At 71.3% G+C, this 21,853-nt stretch carries 12 protein-coding genes; 4 read left to right on the top strand and 8 right to left on the bottom strand.

Features of this window, described 5'->3' with window-relative positions; translation table 11 throughout:
* Positions 1 to 130 precede the first annotated feature (130 nt).
* The 4 genes from C4B30_RS34055 to C4B30_RS34040 all read left to right on the top strand — a co-directional run bounded on the left by C4B30_RS34055 (position 131) and on the right by C4B30_RS34040 (position 2,102).
* Positions 131 to 496, top strand: coding sequence for a DUF3022 domain-containing protein (locus tag C4B30_RS34055; protein WP_027785996.1), 366 nt, complete (start codon positions 131 to 133; stop codon positions 494 to 496).
* Positions 497 to 726: 230 nt separating this feature from the next.
* The gene (locus C4B30_RS34050) at positions 727 to 1,275 is read left to right on the top strand and encodes a type 1 glutamine amidotransferase domain-containing protein (protein WP_027785995.1); all 549 of its coding nucleotides are present in this window, start codon (positions 727 to 729) and stop codon (positions 1,273 to 1,275) included.
* A 4-nt stretch (positions 1,276 to 1,279) separates the two neighbouring features.
* A complete protein-coding gene (locus C4B30_RS34045; RefSeq protein WP_027785994.1) occupies positions 1,280 to 1,609 on the top strand; it encodes a DUF1488 domain-containing protein in 330 nt (109 codons plus the stop codon).
* A gap of 256 nt (positions 1,610 to 1,865) precedes the next feature.
* Positions 1,866 to 2,102: a hypothetical protein gene (locus C4B30_RS34040; RefSeq protein WP_089502427.1), complete on the top strand. Its 237-nt coding sequence runs from the start codon at positions 1,866 to 1,868 to the stop codon at positions 2,100 to 2,102.
* A 22-nt stretch (positions 2,103 to 2,124) separates the two neighbouring features.
* Here C4B30_RS34040 and C4B30_RS34035 read toward each other — a convergent pair whose 3' ends face one another.
* The 8 genes from C4B30_RS34035 to C4B30_RS33995 form a co-directional block, all read right to left on the bottom strand.
* Positions 2,125 to 3,375: a phosphatidylserine decarboxylase family protein gene (locus tag C4B30_RS34035; protein ID WP_027785991.1), complete on the bottom strand. Its 1,251-nt coding sequence runs from the start codon at positions 3,373 to 3,375 to the stop codon at positions 2,125 to 2,127.
* Positions 3,376 to 3,784: 409 nt separating this feature from the next.
* Entirely contained in the window at positions 3,785 to 6,580 is a 2,796-nt protein-coding gene (treY, locus tag C4B30_RS34025; protein WP_051421427.1) for a malto-oligosyltrehalose synthase, read from the bottom strand.
* Complete coding sequence (gene malQ, locus C4B30_RS34020) at positions 6,577 to 8,808, bottom strand: 4-alpha-glucanotransferase (protein WP_027785990.1); 2,232 nt, start codon at positions 8,806 to 8,808, stop codon at positions 6,577 to 6,579. The genes treY and malQ overlap by 4 nt, the downstream gene beginning before the upstream one ends.
* Positions 8,805 to 10,676, bottom strand: a complete 1,872-nt coding sequence (gene treZ, locus C4B30_RS34015; protein ID WP_027785989.1) for a malto-oligosyltrehalose trehalohydrolase — start codon at positions 10,674 to 10,676, stop codon at positions 8,805 to 8,807. Before treZ ends, malQ begins: the two co-directional genes overlap by 4 nt.
* 8 nt (positions 10,677 to 10,684) lie before the next feature.
* Positions 10,685 to 12,799: a glycogen debranching protein GlgX gene (gene glgX, locus C4B30_RS34010; protein ID WP_027785988.1), complete on the bottom strand. Its 2,115-nt coding sequence runs from the start codon at positions 12,797 to 12,799 to the stop codon at positions 10,685 to 10,687.
* Between the two features lie 32 nt (positions 12,800 to 12,831).
* Positions 12,832 to 15,039 carry a 1,4-alpha-glucan branching protein GlgB gene (glgB, locus tag C4B30_RS34005; protein WP_027785987.1) on the bottom strand — a complete coding sequence of 736 codons (2,208 nt, stop codon included), beginning with the start codon at positions 15,037 to 15,039 and terminating at the stop codon, positions 12,832 to 12,834.
* Positions 15,036 to 18,446 (bottom strand): maltose alpha-D-glucosyltransferase, encoded by a 3,411-nt coding sequence (gene treS, locus C4B30_RS34000; protein WP_027785986.1) that lies wholly within the window; start codon positions 18,444 to 18,446, stop codon positions 15,036 to 15,038. Before treS ends, glgB begins: the two co-directional genes overlap by 4 nt.
* Positions 18,446 to 21,838 carry a maltotransferase domain-containing protein gene (locus C4B30_RS33995; protein WP_027785985.1) on the bottom strand — a complete coding sequence of 1,131 codons (3,393 nt, stop codon included), beginning with the start codon at positions 21,836 to 21,838 and terminating at the stop codon, positions 18,446 to 18,448. The genes treS and C4B30_RS33995 overlap by 1 nt, the downstream gene beginning before the upstream one ends.
* Between the last annotated feature and the right edge of the window lie 15 nt (positions 21,839 to 21,853).

The following is a 21,853-nucleotide window of genomic DNA, read 5'->3' as shown; positions in this document are numbered from 1 at the left end:
CTCGGGCGGCGGCGGGGCCGCCGGCGGCGGTTCCAGCGGTAAGTGACGGTGTCGTGCCGGCGCGGCCGGCACGGCGCGATGGCGGCGCGGTTCCCGGCATGGGCGCGCCGCCACCACGCAGGAGGACATCATGCAATCGAATTCCCGGATTTTCCTGGAGCACGACGAGATCGACGACGATGCAGTCGACACGGACGATCTCGACACGACGGTCCACGTGGACGTCGAAACGGGCAGGGTCATGTTTCATGCGGCGTGGGCGAATGCCGTCGAGGCGCCGCCGGAAGCGGCCCGACATTCGGTCGTGCTTGCGCTCGAATGCTCGACGATGGAACGCTACGCGGATCTCGACGACGGCGCGCGGATGCGTGTGCACGCGATGCTGCACGACGCCGTGCAGCAGACGCTCGAGCAATTGCCCGATACCGACGAGAACCTGACGCTGACCATCGAGTTGACCGACTCGATGCTCGATGCGGCACGCCATCTGCAGTAATCGCGTCGGATCGACGCACGGCATCGCGTTACATCACGTTGAAATCTTTGCAGCCGGGCCGGTGTTGATACGGACTGACCGGGCCACGGGGCGCCTATCCCCCCGATCGCGGGTCGTTCCCCGATGGACGCCACGCTACACGCGGGCGGCCGGAACGGCGATTGCTGCATGACGGCACGACAGGCACGGCACACCGTGTACTCCCTTATTCCCTATCCACGGAGGCATTCATGAGCGGCAGGCTGGATCATTGCAAGGTAGCGATTCTCGCGGTCGACGGCTTCGAGGAAGCCGAGCTCGTCGAACCGCAGCGCGCGCTCGCGGCCGAAGGCGCGCAGGTGGACGTGATTTCGCAGAAGCGCGGCGAGATCCAGGGTTTCCGGCACGTCGACAAGGGCGAGCGCGTGAGGGTCGACCGCACCTTCGACGATGCGCGCGAAGGCGACTACGACGCGGTCGTGCTGCCGGGCGGCGTCGTGAACGGCGACGCGATCCGGATGCTGCCGGCCGCGCGCGAATTCGTGACGGCGGCCGTCGGCGCCGGCAAGCCGGTCGCGGCGATCTGCCACGGCGGCTGGCTGCTCGTGTCGGCCGGGCTCGTGGAGGGCAAGACGATGACGAGCTGGCCGAGCCTGCAGGACGATATCCGTCATGCGGGCGGCAAGTGGGTGGACGAGGAAGTCGTGCGCGACGGCAACCTCATCACGAGCCGCAAGCCGGCCGATCTGCCCGCGTTCAACGGCGCGCTGGTCGAGCGCCTCGCAGCGCGGGGGGCATGAGCCGATGCCGGCCGATTCCGCCCGCCCCGTGACGCTCACCGACGAACCGCCGACGTTCGACGGCGCGGCGCTGCAGTTGCGCTTCGTCGTCGACGTCGATGGCGCGCCGCAGACCTGCGCGATTACCGTCGAGGCGCTGGAGGATCATTTCGGTGCGCGGTCCGCGCTGGAAGCCGACCTGCGCGATGCGTTCGAGCGCGGCCGCGCGCGCATCGAAGCCGCATGCGCGGACGTGCTGGCCAGCGGCAACCACGACGTGGTGCTGCATAGCGGGTATTTCCGTGCGCCGGACGGGCGCGCGCGGGCGGGCTTGTTTCGCCAGCGGCAGTCGTGAGGGGATTGCATTTGCCGCAGCGTTTCTTCTGCCATCGTCGCTCGCCCGCCCTTACATGCCGTTGAAAACTTTGCAGCGGCTCGAACGCGCCGTCGGGTGCCACATCGCGCGGCGCGCGCACCGCACGGACGCCGCTCGCATCACGCGGATTGGCACGATCCGTGCGTGCTCGTAACGTCGCCGGCGCACGCTTCGCGCCGCCTGCCGATGCGACGCCGCTGTCGCGTCGTGCGTAGCCGCCAACGGGGAAACGAGCATGCTGACCGCCCATGAATTTGCCGCGCTGTTCCTGGTGCATCACGCACCGGAACAGATCCAGATCGACCGCGACGACGTCGTCGCGCTCGTCGAACAACAATTGATCGTGATGCAGCGCGACGACGCATCGGGCGCGCACCGGCCCGCATTGACGGCCGACGGACTGTCGGTCCTGCGGTGCGTGCAGCGTCATGACGCCGACGAGCCCCGTGCGATCGACATCACCGACGCGTGACGCACGGGGCCGCGCGCGGCACTCACCGCGCGATCGCGACGGATGCGTTGACCTGCACGACCGGCGGCTGGCCTTCGAACGGCGGCGCGTGCAGGAAGCGGTCGATCACGCCGGCCTCGAACAGTAGACAGTAGGTCGAGCCGCCGAACTGGAAGTAGCCGATCTCGTCGCCCTTGTCGACGCGCTGGCCCGGCACGACCTCGATCACGCACGACGACACGTCGCCCATCCCGACGAACACGGCCGCCACGGTGCCGATGCCGGGATCGTCGCTCGAGATCGCGACCACCGCGCGCGCGGCGACCGCCGTCGTGTAGCCCTGCGAGTCGTTGAGCCCGGCCGGGTCCGGGCCTTCCGCTTCGGCGACCGAGTAATACGTGCCGTCCACCCGATACGCATGCGTGACGACGCCGCGCACCGGCGCATGCCAGCGATGGTAGTTGTACGCACTGAGGTAGGCCTGGTAGACGTCGCCGCCGACGAAACGCTCGGCGAGCGACAGCCATGCGGGCGTGAAGAGGTCGCGCAGCGAATACGGCTGCGCCTTGATCCAGAACGTGTCGCGCAGCTTCACGTTGGTTTCGGTGTGATAGGGCGCGGCTTCGCACGCGCTGACGATCACGTGCGGATCGTCGGGCGCCGCAACGGGCCGCGCGCCGTCGCGAAAGCGGCGCGTGAAGAAGTCGTTCCACGAATCGAAGCCCCAGTGCGGCTGGTCTTCGCGATACTGGAATTGCGACAGCCCCAGGCGCTTGCGCGCTGCGTCGCAGAACCAGCCGTCGGGCGCCGACGTGTCGAGATGCGCGCGCGAATGCGGGCCGCCGAGGAAGTCGCACCAGACGTTCAGCACGCGTTTCAACTGCGCGTTGACGGCCGCGTCGCGAAACACCGCGTGGCCGGACGGCATGCACATCGGCCAGTCGAAGAACGCGTTCAGCGGGCACACGATCAGGCTTTCCTCGCTGAACGGCGGCGTGTAGGTCATCAGATGGTCGAGCACGGTCATCAGCTCGCCGATCGACGCGTAGCCGAGCCGGTATCCCGATTCGCGCGCTTCGTCGATTGCGCGGGTCAGGCTCATGTGCAGCACGGCGTTGTCGTCGAACAGCCGCGCGAGTTCCTGCACGGCCGGCGTGCGCAGGCGCTCGCCGGCATGCGCGCGCGCTTCGCTCGCCATTTTTTCGCGGAACGCGGCCATGTGAGATTCCTCGGTGGCCATCCATCCGCCGAGACGGCGGCGTGTGGCGGGCGGCGTGTTGCGATTCGTCGGCATCGTCACCTCCGGAACGGTTGCGGTCGAATCGATGTAGCAAGACGCTTGCCCGACGGACGGCACCGAAATTGCTGCGTTCTGGACGACCGGTTTCCTTCGATGACTCAGGAGAGAAAAATGGCTACAGCTTCGAATGCACGACAGACGAACGACGCGGGCGCGACGGACGAACGCCGCCGCAACGGACAGCGAACCGTGACGCCGACGCGCACGCGAGCACGTCCGGCGGCGTCTCGCGACGGCGCGCGGCAAGCCGGGCGCGGTAACGACAGCGGGAACGGGCCGGTGACGCCGAGCCGCGGAGAAGAAGAGGCAAGGAAGCCGCTGTGGGAGGACGACAGCGGCGAGATGCCGCCGGAAGAGTGGTCGTGAGGGGGCCGTTACTGGCCGGCCGATCCGGGGGAGTGAACTACTGGCCGCGCGCGTGTCGGGGCCGATCCTGACCCGCCGCCGACGCCGCGACGAGCACCGCCACCGGTAACCCGCCCAGATAGCGATCGAGCGCCAGCGCACCTTCCGGCGCATCGATCGCATCCCCCGCATTCAACCAGTCGATCCACGGCCCTTCAACGCCGCGCGGCAGCACGACCGCCGTATCGCCCCATTCCCGAGGCTCCACGCGCGGCAACGCCGGCGCTTCGCCCAGCAACCGGCACGCGAGCCGCGTCGCGACCACCACCACGGTGGCCGCGTCGTCGCACCGCGCGAACGCCACCGCATGCCGCCCGAGCTTGCCGCGCACACGCAGCGGAACGTACGCACCGTCCGCGAACGTGGCCGGCCATCGCGCACGCAGCGCGAGCATGCGCTCGATCAGCGCGCGCTTCACGCGCGCATCGGGCCACGTCGGCAGATACGACGCGACCGGTCCGTCGACCGATTGCGCTGCCAGCGTCGCGAACGGCACGTCGCGCCGATTGTCCGGATCGACGAGCGAGTGATCCCATGACTCGGTACCCTGATACAGATCGGGCACGCCGGGCGACGCGATCCGCAGCGCGGTTTGCGTCAGGCTGTTGACGACGCCGGCCGGCGCGATCCGCGCGACGAACGCGTGCAGCCGATGCGGAAAATCGCCGGCGCCGCGCGGCGTCAGGATCGCGCGAACGAACGCTTCGCAGCCGCGCTCGTAATCCGGCTCGGGCGCGAGCCAGTCGGTGTATTGCTTCGCTTCGCGCAGCGCCTTCGTCTGCCATTGCACGACGCGCGTCGCGAGCGCGGCGAGCCCGGCCGCATCGTCGGGCGCGAGCGCCGGCAGCCAGCAGCCGACGAGCGTCTGGTACAGCATCGCCTCGGCGGCCGGCCCGGGCGTCCACGCGAGGTCGCGGTGCGCGCCGCCGCGATGCGGCAGGTTCAGCGCCGACCAGTCGAGCGACACCGCGCGCCACGCATCGGGCGTCTCGCTCAGCACCGCGAGCCGCGCCCGCGCGTCCTCGCCGCGCTTGTGGTCGTGCGTGGCCGTCGCGACGAGCCCGTGCGGCACGGTGCGCGCGCGGCGCCGGTTGCGCGCATGGAACGCGCCGCGCGACAGGCTGAAGTCGCCGGCGTCGGCGCCGACCTCGTTGCGCGACAGCAGCCGGCCATAGCGATAGTTGGCCGTATCCTCGACGCCCTTCGCGGCCAGCGGCGCGGTGAGCTGCGCGAACGCGACACGCGCCGCGACCAGCGCATCGGCGTTCGCGCGCGGCACGCGCACGACCGGCAAGCCGAGCCACGCGGCGACGCGCTCGAGCGCGAACCGGTCGGCCGGATCGAGCGCCGCGTACGCGCCGTCGTACGCGTGCGCGAGGACGCGACGGTCGGCGTCGGCGGGTTCGTCGCCCGGCGCCGGATACATCCGGTACACGGGCAGCCGCACCGCGAGTTCGCCGAGCATGCGCTGGATCGCGATTCGGCTGACGTCGCGCGTCGCGGGCGAGGCCCGCGCGATCCCGTGCAGCAACCGCGCGACCCGGGCATGCTCGACGGCGAGCTGACGCATCAGCACGCGCCGCTTGCCGTCGAGGGCTTCCTGCGCGAACGTGCGCGTGGACCCCGATACGGCCGCCCAGTGCGCGGCGAGCGGTTCGGCGCCGGCCGGGTCGTGCAGCAGCGCGCCGACGTCGTTCATGAAGTCGTAGCCGGTGGTGCCGTCGACGGCCCAGTCGGTGCGCAGCGCCTCGCCGGGCGCGAGGATCTTCTCAACGACGACGTAGGGCCGCGCGTCGCGCTGCGCGGCGAGCCGCGCGTGCAGCCGGCGGCAATACGCGCCGGGATCGGCGAGGCCGTCGACGTGATCGACGCGCACGCCGTCGACGAGCCCGGCCGCATGGAGGCGCAGCGGCAGCGCATGAACGGCGTCGAATACGGCGTCGTCGTCGACGCGCACGGCCGCGAGCGTCGCGATGTCGAAGAAGCGCCGCCAGTTCAGCTCGTCGGCGGCCGTGCGCCACCATGCGAGCCGGTAGTGCTGGCGTTCGAGCAGATGATGCAGGCACGCGCGCGAGCGCGCGCGGCGCGGGTCGGCGCCGCGCAATACCGCGTCGAGCGCGTGCGGGCCGTGCGCGCTCGCATGGTCGCGCAGCGCCGCGTGGGCGGCGGCGAGCCGCGCGCTGTCGCGTGGCGGCGCGGCGTCGAAGCGCTCGGCGAGCGCGTTCAGGTCCGCGCGGTTCGCGATGCGCAGGATCTCCGCGTAAGTGGCGACGGCAACCGGCAGCCGCCGCCCCGGGCACGCGATGGTGAAGCGGCCCGCGGCCGGATCGGCGCGCAGCGTGATGTCGCCGGCCGCGAGCGCATCGCCGTACGGCGCGCCGAGGCACGGCAGCAGCACCTTGCCGTCGAGCGCCGGGTCGGGCGGATGCCAGTCGATGTCGAAGGTGCGCGCGTACGGGCTCGCCGGTCCCCATTCGAGCACGTCGTTCCACCAGCCGTTCGACGACCCGCCGACGCCCATGTGGTTCGGCACGATGTCGACGATGATGCCGAGGCCGCGCGCGCGCAGCGCGTCGACGAGCCGCATGAAGCCGGCTTCGCCGCCGAGTTCCGCGCCGAGCGCGCCGTAGTCGACGGTGTCGTAGCCGTGCAGCGAGCCCGGTTCGGCCGTCGACACCGGCGACAGGTACAGATGGCTGACGCCGAGCCGCGCGAAGTAGTCGGCGTGCGCGGCCGCGTCGTCGAACGTGAAGCCCGCATGCAGCTGTAGCCGCAGCGTCGCGCGTGGGGTCATGGGCCGTGCCTCCGCGCGCGGCGCGCGTGCACGACGGCGGCGATACGGGTGCGCACGTCGGCGTCGAACAGCGTGTCGATCGTGCGCGGCAGCCGCTGTCGCCAGTTCGGATGGCCGCACGGCGGTCCCGGCAGGTTCGGCTGTGCGTCGAGCGCGAGCAGATCCTCGAGCGGCAGCAGCGCGAGCGGCGACGGGCTGCTCGCGACGTATCCGAGGATCGCGGTCACCGGCGGCATGTCGGCCGGCGGCATCGCGGCGCCGGCCGGCACGCAGCCGGCCTCCTGCAGCGCGTGCCACAGCGCCGCGCGCTCGGTGGCGCGTTCCGCATGAGCGGCGAGCAGCTCGGCAGACGAGGCCCGCGGAGGCGTCGGGGGGCCGGGTTCGGGGCGCTGCACGGTGTCGTGTCCGAACGCCATGCTTTGCACGATCTCGTCCGAATCGTGCGCGCTCGCGTCGTCCGGCGCCGGTGCGCCGACGTCGCCCGGCTGCGTTGCGTCGCGTCGTCTCGCGGCTTCGGCTTCGGCCTCGGCTGCAATGCGCCGCCATCCGAGATCGATGCCGCGCCACCAGCCGGCCACGGTCGGCAAATCGTGCGTCGAGGTCGTCGCGATCGCATGGCGATCCCACGCGGACGGCGGCCGGAACGCGCCATTCGCATCGCGCTCGAACCACAGCACGCGCATGCCCGCGACACCTTGCGTGCCGAGCCGTTCGCGCAATCCGGCCGGCACGGTGCCGAGATCCTCGCCGATCGCGATCGCGCGATGGCGGGCCGCCTCGAGCGCGACGAGCCGCACCAGATCGTCGAGCGGATAGCGCAGGTACGCGCCGCTGCGCGGCGAGCCGCCGTCCGGCACGATCCACATCCGCGCGAAGCCGAGCACGTGATCGATGCGGATGCCGCCCGCGTGCGCGAACGCGGCGCGCAGCAGCTCGATGAACGGCATGAAGCCGTCCGCGCGCAGCGCATCGGGCGTCCACGTCGTCACGCCCCACGCCTGGCCGGCCGCATTGAACAGGTCCGGCGGCGCGCCGAGCGACACGCCGCGCAGCAGCGTCGTGCCGTGCGCCCACGCGTCGCTCCCGGCGCGATCCGAGCCGACCGCGAGATCGGCGATCAGCCCGGTCGCCATGCCCGCGCCGCGCGCCGCGTGCTGCGCGTCGCCGAGCGCGCGCGACGCGCACCATTGCAGGAACGTGTGGAATGCGATCGTGTCGGCATGCGCGTGCGCGAACGCGTCGACTTCCGCCGATCCCGGCATGCGCCATGGCGCGGGCCACTGCCGCCAGTCCGCGCCGATCCCGTGCTCGATGCAGAACGCCTGCAGCGCATCGAAGCGCGCATGCGCGTCGAGCGCCGCGCCGCCCGCCGCGCGAAAACGCTGGTACGTGTCGCGCGACGGGTCGTCGCTGGCGCGCCACGCGTCGAAGCACGCACGCAGGCGGCGCAGCTTCGCCGGCAGCACGCGCGGCCAGTCGATCAACGCGGTATCGGCCGTGGCCGTGGATGCGCGAGGCGCGGCATCGGCGCCCGGTACCGCGTCGCAGTCGAGATACGCGACGTTGTGCCAGCGTCGCGACGACGGCGAATACGGGCTGTCGTGCGCGGGGAGCGCCGGATAGCCGGCATGCGTCGGGCTGATCGCCACCGCCTGCGCGCCGTGGCGCGCCGCCTGCGCGGCCAGCCGCGCGAGTGCCGTGTAGTCGCCCGCGCCGTCGTCGCCGGTGCGGCGCAGGCTGTAGAGCTGCGCGGCGATACCCCAGCGGCCCGCGTCGCGTCCGCGTGCGAACGCGTCGAAGGGCTGCACACGCGGCGGCGCGATCGCCAAGCCGATGCGCTGCTCGCCGACGTCGAGCGCGTGATAGCCCGGCATCGCGAGCGGCGGCAGCGTGCCGTGTTCGCCCGCGCCGCCCACGCGCCCGTCCACGTGCCCGCCGGTTTCGAGCGAGATCCGGAAGCGCGCGCCCGGCGACGCGACGGTCGCGGGCAGCGTCAGCGGCAGGCCGGCGTCGCCGGTCACGACGCGCGGCGGCGCCGCGTTCGCGTCGGCGAGCGCCGCCGCGCTGTCGACCCGCTGGATCGCGGTGCCGCACGGCCAGCCGAGCGCATCGACGAGCGCGACGAGCGCGTCGTCGTCCACGCGCCGAGCGACGCCGCCCGCGTCGGTCCATTCGGGTTCCAGCCCGGCCGCACGGGCGAGCGCCGTGATCGGAACGTCGGTCGTCATGATGCGCTCCGTCCGTTCGCGCGGTGCTGCCGCGCATCCTGGTTGACCGCGCCGTCGCGCCACGCGATGCACGCGCGCGGCGGCAATTGCCGGCCCGGCAGCCGGTCGCGTGCGCGCGGCGGCGTCTCGAACACGATCTTGCCGACCGGCAGCCCGGGCAGCGCCGCGTCGTGCGACCCGAGATTCAGCGCGATCGTCAGCGTGCTGCTGTCGCCGAGACGCCAGCGCGCGACGAGCGCCTGCGGGTCGCCGTCGCCCGCGAGCAGGTCGACGCCGAGCGACCGCACACCGGCCAGATGCGGGATCACGAGCGCCGCGCGCACGGCCAGCGCGCTGCGGTAGAAGCGGCGCCAGGCGGCCGCGTCGGGCCACGACTCGTCGGGCGGGTGGTGCGACGACGAACGCACGAACGTCGCGATGTCGTTCGGGTCGGGAATCGCGTCGCGGTGCGCGGCGTCGGCGAATGCGGGAAACGCGGCGAATTCGCGGCGCCGGCCGTCGCGCACCGCGTCGGCGAGCGCGCCGCGATAGTCGGTGAAGAACTGGAACGGCTGCGTGCTGCCGTCCTCCTCGCCCATGAACAGCAGCGGAATCGACGGTGCGAGCAGCATCAGCGCGGTCGCCGCGCGCACGGCGTCGTCGTTCGCGAGCGCGCGCAGCCGTTCGCCGAACGCACGGTTGCCGATCTGGTCGTGGTTCTGCAGGAACGCGACGAACGCGGTCGGCGGCAAATGCGTGCTCGGCTCGCCGCGTGCGGCGCCGTCGCGCAGCGGCGACGGCTCGCCCTGATACGCGAAGCCTTCGCCGAGCGTGCGCGCGAAATGGCGCAGCGGCGCGTCGGCGTACGCGCGGTAGTAGCCGTCGCGCTCGCCGGTCAACAGCACGTGCGCGCTGTTGTGGAAGTCGTCGTTCCATTGCGCGTCGAAGCCGCCGGGGCCGAGCAGGCTCGCGGTATTGCGCTCGTTCTCCAGCACGAGATGCACGTGGCGCGCGTCGCCCGCGTACGCGCGCACGCGGCGCGCGAGTTCGCGCAGCCACGCGTCGTCGTCGATCGCGTGCGCGGCGTCGATGCGCAGCCCGTCGAAACGGTATTCGTCGAGCCAGTACAGCGCGTTGTCGATGAAGAACGCGCTCGTTTGCGGCCGAGAGAAGTCGATCGCCGGCCCCCACGCGGTCTGCTGGTCCGCGCGGAAGAAATCGGGCGCGTAGCGCGGCAGCAGGTTGCCTTCGGGGCCGAAATGGTTGTACACGACGTCGAGGAACACCTGCAGCCCGAGCCCGTGCGCGGTGTCGACCAGCGATTTCAGCTCCTCGGGCCGCCCGTACGACGCATCGGGCGCGAACGGCAGCACGCCGTCGTAGCCCCAGTTGCGCGCCCCGGGGAACGCATTGACGGGCATCAGTTCGACCGCGGTCACGCCGAGTTCGGCGATCGACGGCAGCCGCCGCTCGACGGCCGCGTAGCCGCCGCATGCGCCGACGTGCAGCTCGTACAGCACCGTTTCGTGCCACGGGCGGCCGCGCCACCCGTCGTGGCGCCAGCGGTACGCGGCCGGATCGACGACCTGGCTCGGGCCCAGCACGTCGTAGGGCTGGAAGCGCGACGCGGGATCGGCCACCGCGAGCGCGTCGTCGAGCAGGTAGCGATATAGCGTGCCGGGGCCGCACGGCGCGACCGTCTCGAACCAGCCGTCGCCGGCCGGCGTCATCGGAATCGCTCGGCCGCCTTCGTCCTGCAGCTCGACGGCGGCCGTACGGCTCGCGGGCGCCCACAGCCGGAAGCGCGTGCGGTCGGCCTCGACGCAGGTCGCGCCGAACGACGATTCGAATGCATGCGTGCCGGTGGGGCGGGCGGAACGGGTGGTCATGGCGGTCCTCAGGAAGGATGATCGGGCGGCACGGCCGCGACCGCGATCACGGCCGTGTGCGCGGCGACGTCGAGCCCGGTTTCCGGCCACGAACGCGGGCCGGCGTCGGGTGTCGCGGTATCGACCAGGATGCGGTACTCGAGCACGGGCGCCGGCGGCTTGAACGTGATGGTCCCGGCCGATGCGTTCAGCATCACGAGCAATGCCTCGGTGCGGCCGGTGCGGCCGGTGCCGACACGCCGCATCGTCAGCGCGCGGCCTTCGCCGTCTTCCCATGCGGGCACGGTGAGCGCGTCGCCGCGTTCGTCGAACCAGCCGATCTCGCGCATGCCCGGCGCGCCGTCGCGGTCGCCCGACGGATAGCGCGGCGCCGACATCACCGGATACATGCGCCGCAGCGCGGCGAGCCGCGACACGAAGCGCGTCATCTGCACGCCGTCGTCGCTGCGCGCCAGCTCCCAGTCGAGCCAGGACAGTTCGTTGTCCTGGCAATACGCGTTGTTGTTGCCGTGCTGCGTGCGGCAGAATTCGTCGCCGGCCACGAGCATCGGCGTGCCGAGCGCGGTAAACAGCGTCGCGAGCATCGAGCGCGCGATGCGCCCTCGCACGGCGCGGATCGCCTTGTCGTCGGTCGGCCCTTCGGCGCCCCAGTTCGCGCTGCAGTTGTCGTCGCGGCCGTCGCGGTTGTCCTCGCCGTTCGCGTCGTTGTGCTTGCCCGCATACGACACGAGGTCGGCCAGCGTGAAGCCGTCGTGCGCGGTGATGAAATTGACCGACGCCCACGTGCGGCGCCGCCCGTGGTTGAACAGGTCGGCCGAGCCCGACAGCCGCGCGGCCAGTTCCGGGCGCTGTCCGGCGTCGCCGCGCCAGAAGCGCCGCACGGTGTCGCGGAACCGGTCGTTCCATTCGGCGAAGCCGGGCGGATGGCGGCCGAGCTGATAGCCGCCGGGGCCGAGATCCCACGGCTCGGTGATCAGCTTGCGCTGCGCGAGCACCGGGTCCTGCCGCAATGCGTCGAAAAACCCCGCGCCCGGCTCGAAGCCGTGATCCTCGCGGCCGAGCGTCACGCCGAGATCGAAGCGGAAGCCGTCGATGTTGAAGGCGGTCGCCCAGTAGCGCAGCGAGTCCATCACCATCTGCACGACGCGCGGATGCGACATGTTCAGCGTGTTGCCGCAGCCGGTTTCGTCGACGTGGTAACGCGGATCGTCGGGCCGCAGCCGGTAATAGCTCGCGTTGTCGAGGCCGCGCCACGACAGCGTCGGCCCGAGCTGATTGCCTTCGCACGTGTGGTTGTAGACGACGTCGAGCACCACTTCGATGCCGGCCGCATGCAGCTGGCGGATCGCGATGCGCATTTCGTCGAGCCGTCGCGTCGTGAGGTACGCGGGTTCCGGCGCGAAGAACGCGGCCGTGTCGTAGCCCCAGTAGTTGCGCAGCCCGCGATGCACGAGCGCGCGCTGCTGCAGGAATGCATGAACCGGCAGCAGCTCGACCGTCGTCACGCCGATCGACAGCAGATGATCGACGAACGCCGGATGCGCGAGCGATGCGAACGTGCCGCGCTCCGGCTGGCGCAGCCCGGCGCGGCGCATCGACGCGCCGCGCACGTGGGTCTCGTAGATCACGGTGCTGCGCCACGGCACGTTCGGCCGGCGGTCGGTGCTCCAGTCGAACGCCTCGTCGACGACCACGGCCTTCGGCATCGCGGGCGCCGAATCGCGGCGGTCGATCGACAGGTCCGCCCGGTTCGAATGCACGCGATAGCCGAACAGCGCGTCCGACCAGCGGAAATGGCCGACCAGCTTGCGCGCGTACGGGTCGAGCAGCAGCTTGGTCGGATTGAAGCGGTGGCCGTGTTGCGGCTGGTACGGGCCATCCGCGCGAAAGCCGTACACGGTGCCCGGATGCGCGTTGGGCAGGTAGCCGTGCCACACCTCGTCGGTGCATTCGGGCAGGTCGAGGCGCGCGAGCTCCTTGCGGCCGGTCGGATCGAACACGCACAGCTGGATGCGCTGCGCATGCGCGGAAAATACCGCGAAGTTGGTCCCGAGACCGTCCCAAGTGGCGCCGAGCGGGTAGCAGCGGCCAGGGTCGAGACGGGCAGGCAGGGCGGTCGGCATGGGGCGGATCTCCGTGTCGAAGGCGCGGGAAATCAGGCAGGTGTCAGCCACAGGGTCGCGAGCGGCGGCAGGCGCAAGGTCGCCGACCACGCCTCGCCGTGAGCGGGCACGGCTTCGGCCCACACGGCGCCGTCGTTGCCGGCGTTGGTGCCGCCGTACGTCGCGGCATCGGTGTTCATCAGTTCGCGCCACTGGCCGGCCGCGGGCAACCCGAGGCGATAGCCGGCGCGCGGCACGGGCGTGAAGTTGCAGACGGCGACGACCAGGCGCCCCGCATCGTCGCGGCGCACGAACGCGAACACGCTGTTGTCGCGGTCGTCGCCGATCAGCCAGGAGAATCCGGCCGCATGGCAGTCGAGCGCATGCAGCGCCGGTTCGGCCGCATACGCGCGGTTGAGGTCCCGCACGAGCCGCTGCACGCCGCGATGCGCGGGCGCGTCGAGCAAGTCCCAGTGCGGCGTCGCATCGTGCGCGAACTCGGCCCATTGCGCGAATTCGCTGCCCATGAACAACAGCTTCTTGCCGGGATGCGCCCACATGAAGCCGAAATACGCGCGCAGCGTCGCGAGCCGCTGCCATGCGTCGCCGGGCATCTTCGCGACGAGCGAACCCTTGCCGTGCACGACCTCGTCGTGCGACAGCGGCAGCACGAAGCGCTCGGAGAACGCGTACACGAGCCCGAACGTCATCCGGTCGTGGTGATAGCGGCGGTGGATCGGGTCTTCGTGCAGATACGCGAGCGTGTCGTGCATCCAGCCCATGTTCCACTTGAAGTCGAAGCCGAGCCCGCCGTCGCCGGTCGGCGCGGTGACGCCCGGCCACGCGGTCGATTCCTCCGCGACGGTGACGACGCCGGCCGGCGCGTCCGCACCGTGCAGCGTGTCGTTCAACCGGCGCAGGAACGCGACCGATTCGAGGTTTTCGCGGCCGCCGTACACGTTCGGCACCCATTCGCCTTCCTTGCGCGAATAGTCGCGGTACAGCATCGACGCGACCGCATCGACGCGGATGCCGTCGACGTGATAGCGGCGCGCCCACGCGAGCGCCGACGCGACGAGGAACGCGCCGACCTCCGTGCGCCCGACGTTGAACACGCAGGTGTTCCAGTCGGGATGCATCCCCTCGCGCGGATCGGCGTGCTCGTACAGCGCGCTGCCGTCGAATTGCGCGAGCCCGTGCGCGTCGTTCGGAAAATGCGCGGGCACCCAGTCGACGATCACGCCGATGCCGGCCGCATGCGCGCGATCGACGAACCGCGCGAAACCGTCCACCGGCCCGAAGCGCGCGGACGGCGCGAACTGCGCGAGCGGCTGGTAGCCCCACGAGCCGCCGAACGGGTATTCGGCGATCGGCATGAATTCGACGTGCGTGAAGCCCATTCCCTTGACGTAGGGAATCAGCCGCTCCGCCAGCTCGTCCCACGTCGCGCTGCGCTCCATTTCCTCGGGGATGCGTTGCCACGACTCCGGATGGACCTCGTAGATCGACCACGGCACGCGATAGCGATCGGTGCGCGGCCGCGCATGCATCCAGCCGTCGTCGTGCCACGCGAACGCGTCGAGCGCCGCGACGTCGGCGACCACCGACGCCGTGCGCGGCGGCGCCTCGGTCGCGCGCGCGCACGGATCGGCCTTGTGCGGCAGCACGCGCCCGTCGGCCGCGCGCAGCTCGTACTTGTAGCGCTCGCCCGCGCCGATGCCCGGCACGAACAGCTCCCACACGCCCGACGGCCGTCGCAGCCGCATCGGATGGCGGCGCCCGTCCCACCCGTTGAAATCGCCGACCACCGATACGCGCTGCGCGGTCGGCGCCCAGACCGCGAAGCGCACGCCGTCGGTATCGCCGACGCGCACGGGCGTCGCGCCGAGGCAGTCGAGCACGGCGGCCGGGTCGCCGGCCGAGAAGCGCGCGAGCGCCGCGTCGTCGAGCAGCGTGCCGAAGGCGTACGCGTCGTCGGTCACCTGGTGCGCGTTCGGCCAGTCGATCGCGAGCAGGTAATGGGGCCAGCCGCCGTCGTGCGCGATCGTCCCCGCGAAGCAGCCGGCGCGATCGATGCACGCGAGCGCGCCGAGTTCGGCGCCGTCCGGCGACAGCGCGCGTACTCGTTCGGCGCCGGGCAGCAGCGCCCGCACGACGATCCGGTCGGCCTGTTCGTGCGGCCCGAGGCACGCGAACGGGTCGGGATGGCGGCCGGCGAGCAGTGCATCGATATCGGCGCGTTCGAACAGCGTGTCGGTCATGGGTTTCCTCCGTCGTCGGGCAGCGCGCCGTCGCCGAGCAGGCGCTCGACCAGCGCCGCGAGCCCGCCGACCGGCACGCTCAGCCAGTCGGGCCGGTTCGAGGCCTCGTAGCACAGCTCGTACGACGCCTTGTCGATCAGGAACAGCGCGAGCAGGCGGTCCGCGTAGCGCGGGTCGACGAAGCGCGCGGGCGCGAGGTCCGCGGCCGCGCGATAGCATTCGACGAAGCGGTCGGCGGCGGCCTGGCCGAAGCGGTCGAACAGCGCGCGCTTGCGGCCGGCGGCTTGCGGCGGCGCTTTTTCGATCGCGAACTGCGCGGTCGCGCTCACGTACGACAGCGAGCGCAGCAGGCCGGCCACGTCGCGCAGCGGATGCGATTTCGCGCGACGCCGCTCGAGCGGGCGCGCCGGTTCGCCTTCGAAGTCGATCAGCAACGCGTCGCCCTGCACGTCGAGCACCTGGCCCAGATGAAAATCGCCGTGAATCCGCGTGCATTGCGCATCGAGCGTGCGCGGCACGAGTTCGCCGAGCGCCCGCACGGCCGCGTCGCGCGACGCGAGCAGCGCGTCGGCCGACGCCCGGGTGGCCGCATCGAGCGCGTCGAGCCGCGTGCGCAGCACGTCGAGCGCATGCTCGAACGACGCGATCGCGTCCACGCACCAGCCGTCGACGTGCTCGGGCGTCGCGCGCTCCGGCGCGAACGCGGGATCGTCCGACGGCTGCGCGAGCGCGACGTGCAACTGGCCGAGCCGCGTGCCGATGATGCCCGCGAACGCCGCGTAGCCGAGCAGCGCATCGGGCTCTTCCTCCGTCTCGGCGGCCTCGCCATCGCCCGCGGCCGGCAGCGCCAGCTCGTCGATCGCGCGACGCAGGAAGTCGAACGAACGCGTCCATGCGTCGCCCTGGTTGTCGACGTAGCGCTGCAGGATCGCGACCGTGTGCGGCGTGCCGTCCGGATCGACGTGCACGACTTCGCCGGCCAGCGTCGCGGTGTTCGCATAACCGATGCGCGTCAGGTGCCGGCTCATTTCCGCTTCCGGATGAATGCCGTGCGCGACCTTGCGCACGAGTTTCAGCACGATCGCGTCGCCGATCACGAGCGAGCTGTTGCTCTGCTCGGCCGCGAGCCAGCGCACTTCCGCGTCGTCGCCCGGGTCCAGCCCGACGAGTGCGTCTTCCGGAAGAAAGGTGAGCCGGCCGCTGTCGGACGTCGGCACCGTCGCGCCGTCGCGCAGCTTGCGCAGCATTCCGCGCGCGAACGCCGGCAGCGCGAACGCGTCGGTCAGGTAGCCGACCGTGTGGCCGCGCCGCACGCGCGCCAGGGCGAGCTGCGCGAACAACGGATGGGACGTCTCGCCGCCCCAGGCGGCCGCGAGCGGTACCACATAGCGTTCGACGCGGCCGTCGCTCGCGGACACCCACGCCTCCGCATACTGGAACGATTCATCCGGCACCGGCGTGACGACGTTCAGCCACGCGTCGCCGATCGCGCGATCCTTCGACGCGAACCAGCGCCGCCGCGCGAGCCACGACGCGAGCGCGTCGTGCGCGAGCGCGTGCAGCTGCGAGACGTCCGGCCGCGTATCGCCGCGCCGCATCACGAGCGTCACGTATTCGGGCAGCGGCTCCGCGTGCGGCTGCCGCCACGACGGCTCGCGGCCATGCTCGGCGAGCACGAACCACAGGAACCCGTACGGCGGGAAGGTGAGGAGATACGGGAGCTGGCCGACCGGCGGAAACGGCGAATCGGACGTCATCTCGATCGGCACGCGGCCCGCGAATTCGGACAGGTCGAGTTCGACCGCCTGCGACGCGCGCGACAGGTTCGCGACGCACAGCACCGGCTCGTGGCCGTCCAGCTCGCGCAGGTACGCGAGCACCTTGCGGTTCTCCGGCCGCAGGAAGCGGATCGTGCCGCGCCCGAACGCCTGCGATGCGCGGCGCGTCGCGAGGATGCGCCGCGTCCAGTTCAGCAGCGAATGCGGATCGCGCGTCTGCGCCTCGACATTGATCGCGTCATAGCCGTACAGCGAGCCCATTACCGGCGGCAGCACGAGCATTTCCGGGTCGGCGCGCGAGAAGCCGCCGTTGCGATCCGACGACCACTGCATCGGCGTGCGCACGCCGTCGCGGTCGCCGAGGTGGATGTTGTCGCCCATCCCGAGCTCGTCGCCGTAGTAGATCACCGGCGTGCCGGGCATCGACAGCAGCAGCGAATTGATCAGCTCGATGCGGCGCCGGTCGCGCTCCATCAGCGGCGCGAGCCGGCGCCGGATGCCGAGATTCAGCCGCGCGCGGCGGTCGCTCGCGTAGGTCTGCCACAGCAGGTCGCGCTCCGAATCGGTGACCATCTCGAGCGTCAGCTCGTCGTGGTTGCGCAGGAACACGGCCCACTGATTGCTCGGCGCGAGCGCCGGCGTCTGCCGCATGATGTCGAGGATCGGGAAGCGATCCTCGCTCGCGATCGACATGTAGATGCGCGGCATCAGCGGGAAGTGGAACGCCATGTGGCATTCGTCCTCGTTGCCGAAGTATTCCTGCACGTCTTCCGGCCACTGGTTCGCTTCCGCGAGCAGCATCCGGTTCGGATACTCGGCGTCGATCGTCGCGCGGATCCGTTTCAGGATCGCGTGCGTTTCCGGCAGGTTCTCGTTGTTCGTGCCTTCGCGCTCGACCAGGTACGGCACCGCGTCGAGCCGCAGCCCGTCGATGCCGAGGTCGAGCCAGAAGCGCATCACCTGGATCACTTCGCGCACGACCGCCGGGTTGTCGAAGTTCAGGTCCGGCTGGTGCGAATAGAAGCGGTGCCAGTAGTACTGGCCGGCCACCGGGTCGTGGGTCCAGTTCGACGTTTCGGTATCCAGAAAGATGATCCGCGTGCCCGCGTATTTCGTGTCGGTATCGGACCACACGTAGTAGTCGCGATGCGTGGAGCCCGGCTTCGCGCGGCGCGCGCGCTGGAACCACGGGTGCTGGTCCGACGTGTGGTTGATCACGAGCTCGGCGATCACGCGGATGCCGCGCGCGTGCGCCTCGCGGATGAAGCGCCGCACGTCGGCCAGCGTGCCGTAGTCGGGATGCACGTCGCGGTAGTCGGCGATGTCGTAGCCGTCGTCGCGGCGCGGCGACGGATAGAACGGCAGCAGCCAGATCGTGTCGACGCCGAGTTCGGCGATGTAGTCGAGCTTCGCGATCAGGCCGGGGAAATCGCCGATGCCGTCGTTGTTCGAGTCGTAGAACGACTTCACGTGCACCTGGTAGATGATCGCGTCCTTGTACCACAGCGGATCGTCCGCACAGAGCGCGGGTTCGCGGCGGCGCGCGCGGCGCCGGCGCGGCGTGCCGGCCGGCGCGAGCGACGGGAACTGCGCGCGCCGTACGTCGTCGAGGGAATCTTCGCGTTTCATCATCCGTGGGCTCCCGAGGAGTGTCGGGCGTCGTCCGGTGCGGGCGCCGCCGCCCGCGCGGCGCCCGGAGACGGCGCGAGCCGCCAGATTGCGTACGGCCGCACGTGCGGATCGAGCGAGACGTACTGGCGACGGCCGCGCCAGGTTTGCGCATGCGCGGCGTCCTGTTCGAGCGCATCGAGCGGTTCGCCGTCGACCAGCCCGAGGCCGCGCCACAGCGCCGCATCGAGCGTGAAGTTCGCGGCCTGCGGATGCCACGGGTCGAGGCTGATTGCAACGACCACCACGCTGTCGAACGCGGGCGTCGCCTTCATGAATACGAGCACCGAGTCGTTGTCGGCATCGACGAACGTGAGCCCGAGATGAGTCTGCAGCGCCGGGTGATCGCGCCGCGCGCGGTTCAGCCGTGCGATTTCCGTGCCGATGTGCGCGGCCTTGCTCCAGTCGCGCGCGCGCAGCTCGTATTTCTCGGCATTCGCGTATTCCTCGCTGTCCGGCAGCGGCGCCGATTCGCCGAGCTCGAAGCCCGAGTACAGGCCCCACGAGCCGGCCAGCGTCGCCGCGAGCGCCGCGCGGATCACGAACTGCGAGCGCGGCGCGTTCTGCAGGTGGCGCGGGTTGATGTCGGGCGTGTTGACGAAGAAGTTCGGCCGGAAGAATTCGCGCGCGGGGCCGGCCGTCAGTTCGGTCAGGTAGTCGATGAAGTCGCGCTTCGACTCGCGCCACGTGAAGTACGTGTACGACTGCGAGAAGCCGACCTTGGCGAGCCGGTACATCATCCCCGGCCGCGTAAACGCCTCGGACAGGAACACGACGTCCGGATGCCGGCCGCGCACGTCGGCGATCATCCATGCCCAGAACGGCAGCGGCTTCGTGTGCGGGTTGTCGACGCGGAAGATCCGCACGCCCGCGTCGACCCAGAACAGCACCGCGTCGCGCAGCGCGAGCCACAGGTCGGGCAGCGCGTCCGGCGCGTAGAAATCGGGGTTCACGATGTCCTGGTAGCGCTTGGGCGGATTCTCCGCGAAGCGCAGCGAGCCGTCGGGCCGCCACGCGAACCAGCCCGGATGCGCGGCGAGCCACGGATGGTCGGGCGAGCACTGGATCGCGAAATCGAGCGCGATGTCGAGCCCGTGCACGCGCGCGGCGTCGATCAGCGCGCGGAACGATTCGAGCGTGCCGAGCTCGGGATGCACGGCCGTGTGCCCGCCGTCGGGTGAGCCGATCGCGTACGGGCTGCCGACATCGTCGGGGCCGGCGGTCAGGCTGTTGTTGCGGCCCTTGCGGGCCGACGTGCCGATCGGGTGGATCGGCGGGAAATACAGCACGTCGAAACCCATGTCGCGGATGCGCGGCAAATGGCCGATCACGTCGTCGAACGTGCCGTGCCGGTGCGGATCGTCGCTCGCCGAGCGCGGAAACATCTCGTACCAGCTCGAGAAGCGCGCCTTGCGGCGTTCGACCTCGACCGGGTAGGTCGTCGCGTCGTGCGTGACGAACGGGCGGTAGCGCAGCGCCGCGAACGCATCGGCGAGCGCGGGCGCGCCGATCCGCGCGAGGCGCTCGTCGGGCGACGCGTCCTTGAGCTCGGCGGCGAGCCGCTCCATCTGCTTGACCGCGCGCGGATCGGCCGGCTCGGCGAGCTTCAGCGCGGTCGCGAGCAGCAGTTGCGCTTCGCGCACCTCCAGCGTCACGTCCTGGCCGGCCGCCCGCTTCTTCGCGATGTCGGTGACCAGCGACGCCCAGTCGTCGCGCCACGCGATCACCCGAAATTCATGGCGACCGAGCCGGTCGAGCATGACGCGCGCATGCCAACGGTCGTTCGGCTCGGCTTCGAACGGTATTTCGCGCCAGGTGTCCTCGTCGGCGGCGCGCCACTGGAGCATGGCCGCCAGATGCGCGTGCCCGTCCGTGAAGATCGACGCACGGACGACGAGCGGCTCGCCGATCACCCGCTTGATCGCGAAGCGGCCGTCGTCGACCGACGGCTCGACGCGCTCGATCGCGATCCGGTCGCCCGCGAGCGCCGCCGACAGCACGGTGCGCTCGCGCGCAGCGTCGGGGCGCGTCGTGACGGGCGGCGCCTGCCACGCGTGCAGCAGCGCATACGCGCCGGGCGCGAGCGTGAACGGCTCGAGCGCGGCCGGCGGATGCGTTCGCGCGCCGTCCTGCGTGACGACGCGCGTGAAGCCGCCGGGCACGCCGGGCAGGATCGTCGCGGGGTCGACCGTGGCCGGCGCGTCGAGATCGGGGTTCAACGCGATCAGCAACGCCGCGTCGTCGTGTTCGAGCAACGGCCCGGTGCCGCGCAGCAGCACGGTCGCATTCGCGCCCGGCGCGCTCAGTTGCGCGATTTCGCCGCGAGCCGCCACGACGGGCGTGGCGCGGCGCCATGCATTTGCGTTGGCGATCGCGCCCGACAGGTCGAAACGGGCGTGCTCGAATGCGGCGCGGTAGCGTTCGGCATCCGCGTCGCGGGCCATCAGCGGCACCGTCACGCCGCGCTCGAAGCCCATCGGCACGAGCCAGCCGGTGCCGACGGCGGCGGCCGTCCAGAGCGCGCGGCGATACGCGCGGGCAAGGGTGTCGTCCGATGCGTCGGGCCAGTCGTCGGCGAGACGCGGGCCGTCCGGCGCATCGGGAAACGCGATCGGCGCGCCGATGCGCCGCAGCAGCCGGTGTTCGTCCGCGAACCACGGCGCGTGCAGATCCCACCAGCGCACCGATGAAAACACCGCGTCGAACCCGGCGGTTTCGAACTGCGCGAGCGCGTCGCGCGCATGGCCGGGCACCCCGGCGAGCACGGCGACATCCGGGCGCGCACGGCGCAGCGCCGCGCGCCAGCCGGGCCACCATTCGGCCGGCAGATGATGGGGGGCGTCGATCAGGAAGCCGGCCGCGCCCCCGTCGGCGAACGTCGCGAGATGCGCGCACCACCATGCCGAGAGCGCGTCGCGCGCCGCTTCATCGCCGGCGTTCGCGTGCGCGATGTCCAGCGCGTGCGCGGTGCCGCGCGGATCGATCAGCGCGTCGTCGTGCGTGTGCTCGACGTACCAGTCGGGATGCTCGGCGCGCAGCGGGTTCTCGCGCGCGATGCGATCCGGCACGACTTCGAGCAGCAGGCGCAGCCCGTGGCCCTTCGCAAGCTGCGCGAGCCGCGAGAAGGTTTCGAGCGCGCTCGCACGCGTCGCGAACGACTGGGCCGGCCGCCGGAAATCGGCCACGTGGCGCGGAAAGCCGGCGACGCTCGCGGCCCAGAATGCACCGACGAGCACGTGATCGAAGCCCATGCCGGCGATATGCGCGAAGGTTCGCGGCCACGCGTCGAGCGGCCCCACGAGGCGGGCGTCGCAGAAGTAGAGGTGCGGAGCGAACGGCGGTGTGGAGTCCATGGCGTGGGGCGGGCG

It is taken from the genome of Burkholderia sp. BE12 (assembly GCF_002959955.1).
GTDB lineage: Bacteria > Pseudomonadota > Gammaproteobacteria > Burkholderiales > Burkholderiaceae > Burkholderia.
The sequence above is the reverse complement of the archived record's forward strand: the minus strand, read 5'-3'. Positions and strand labels throughout refer to the sequence as shown.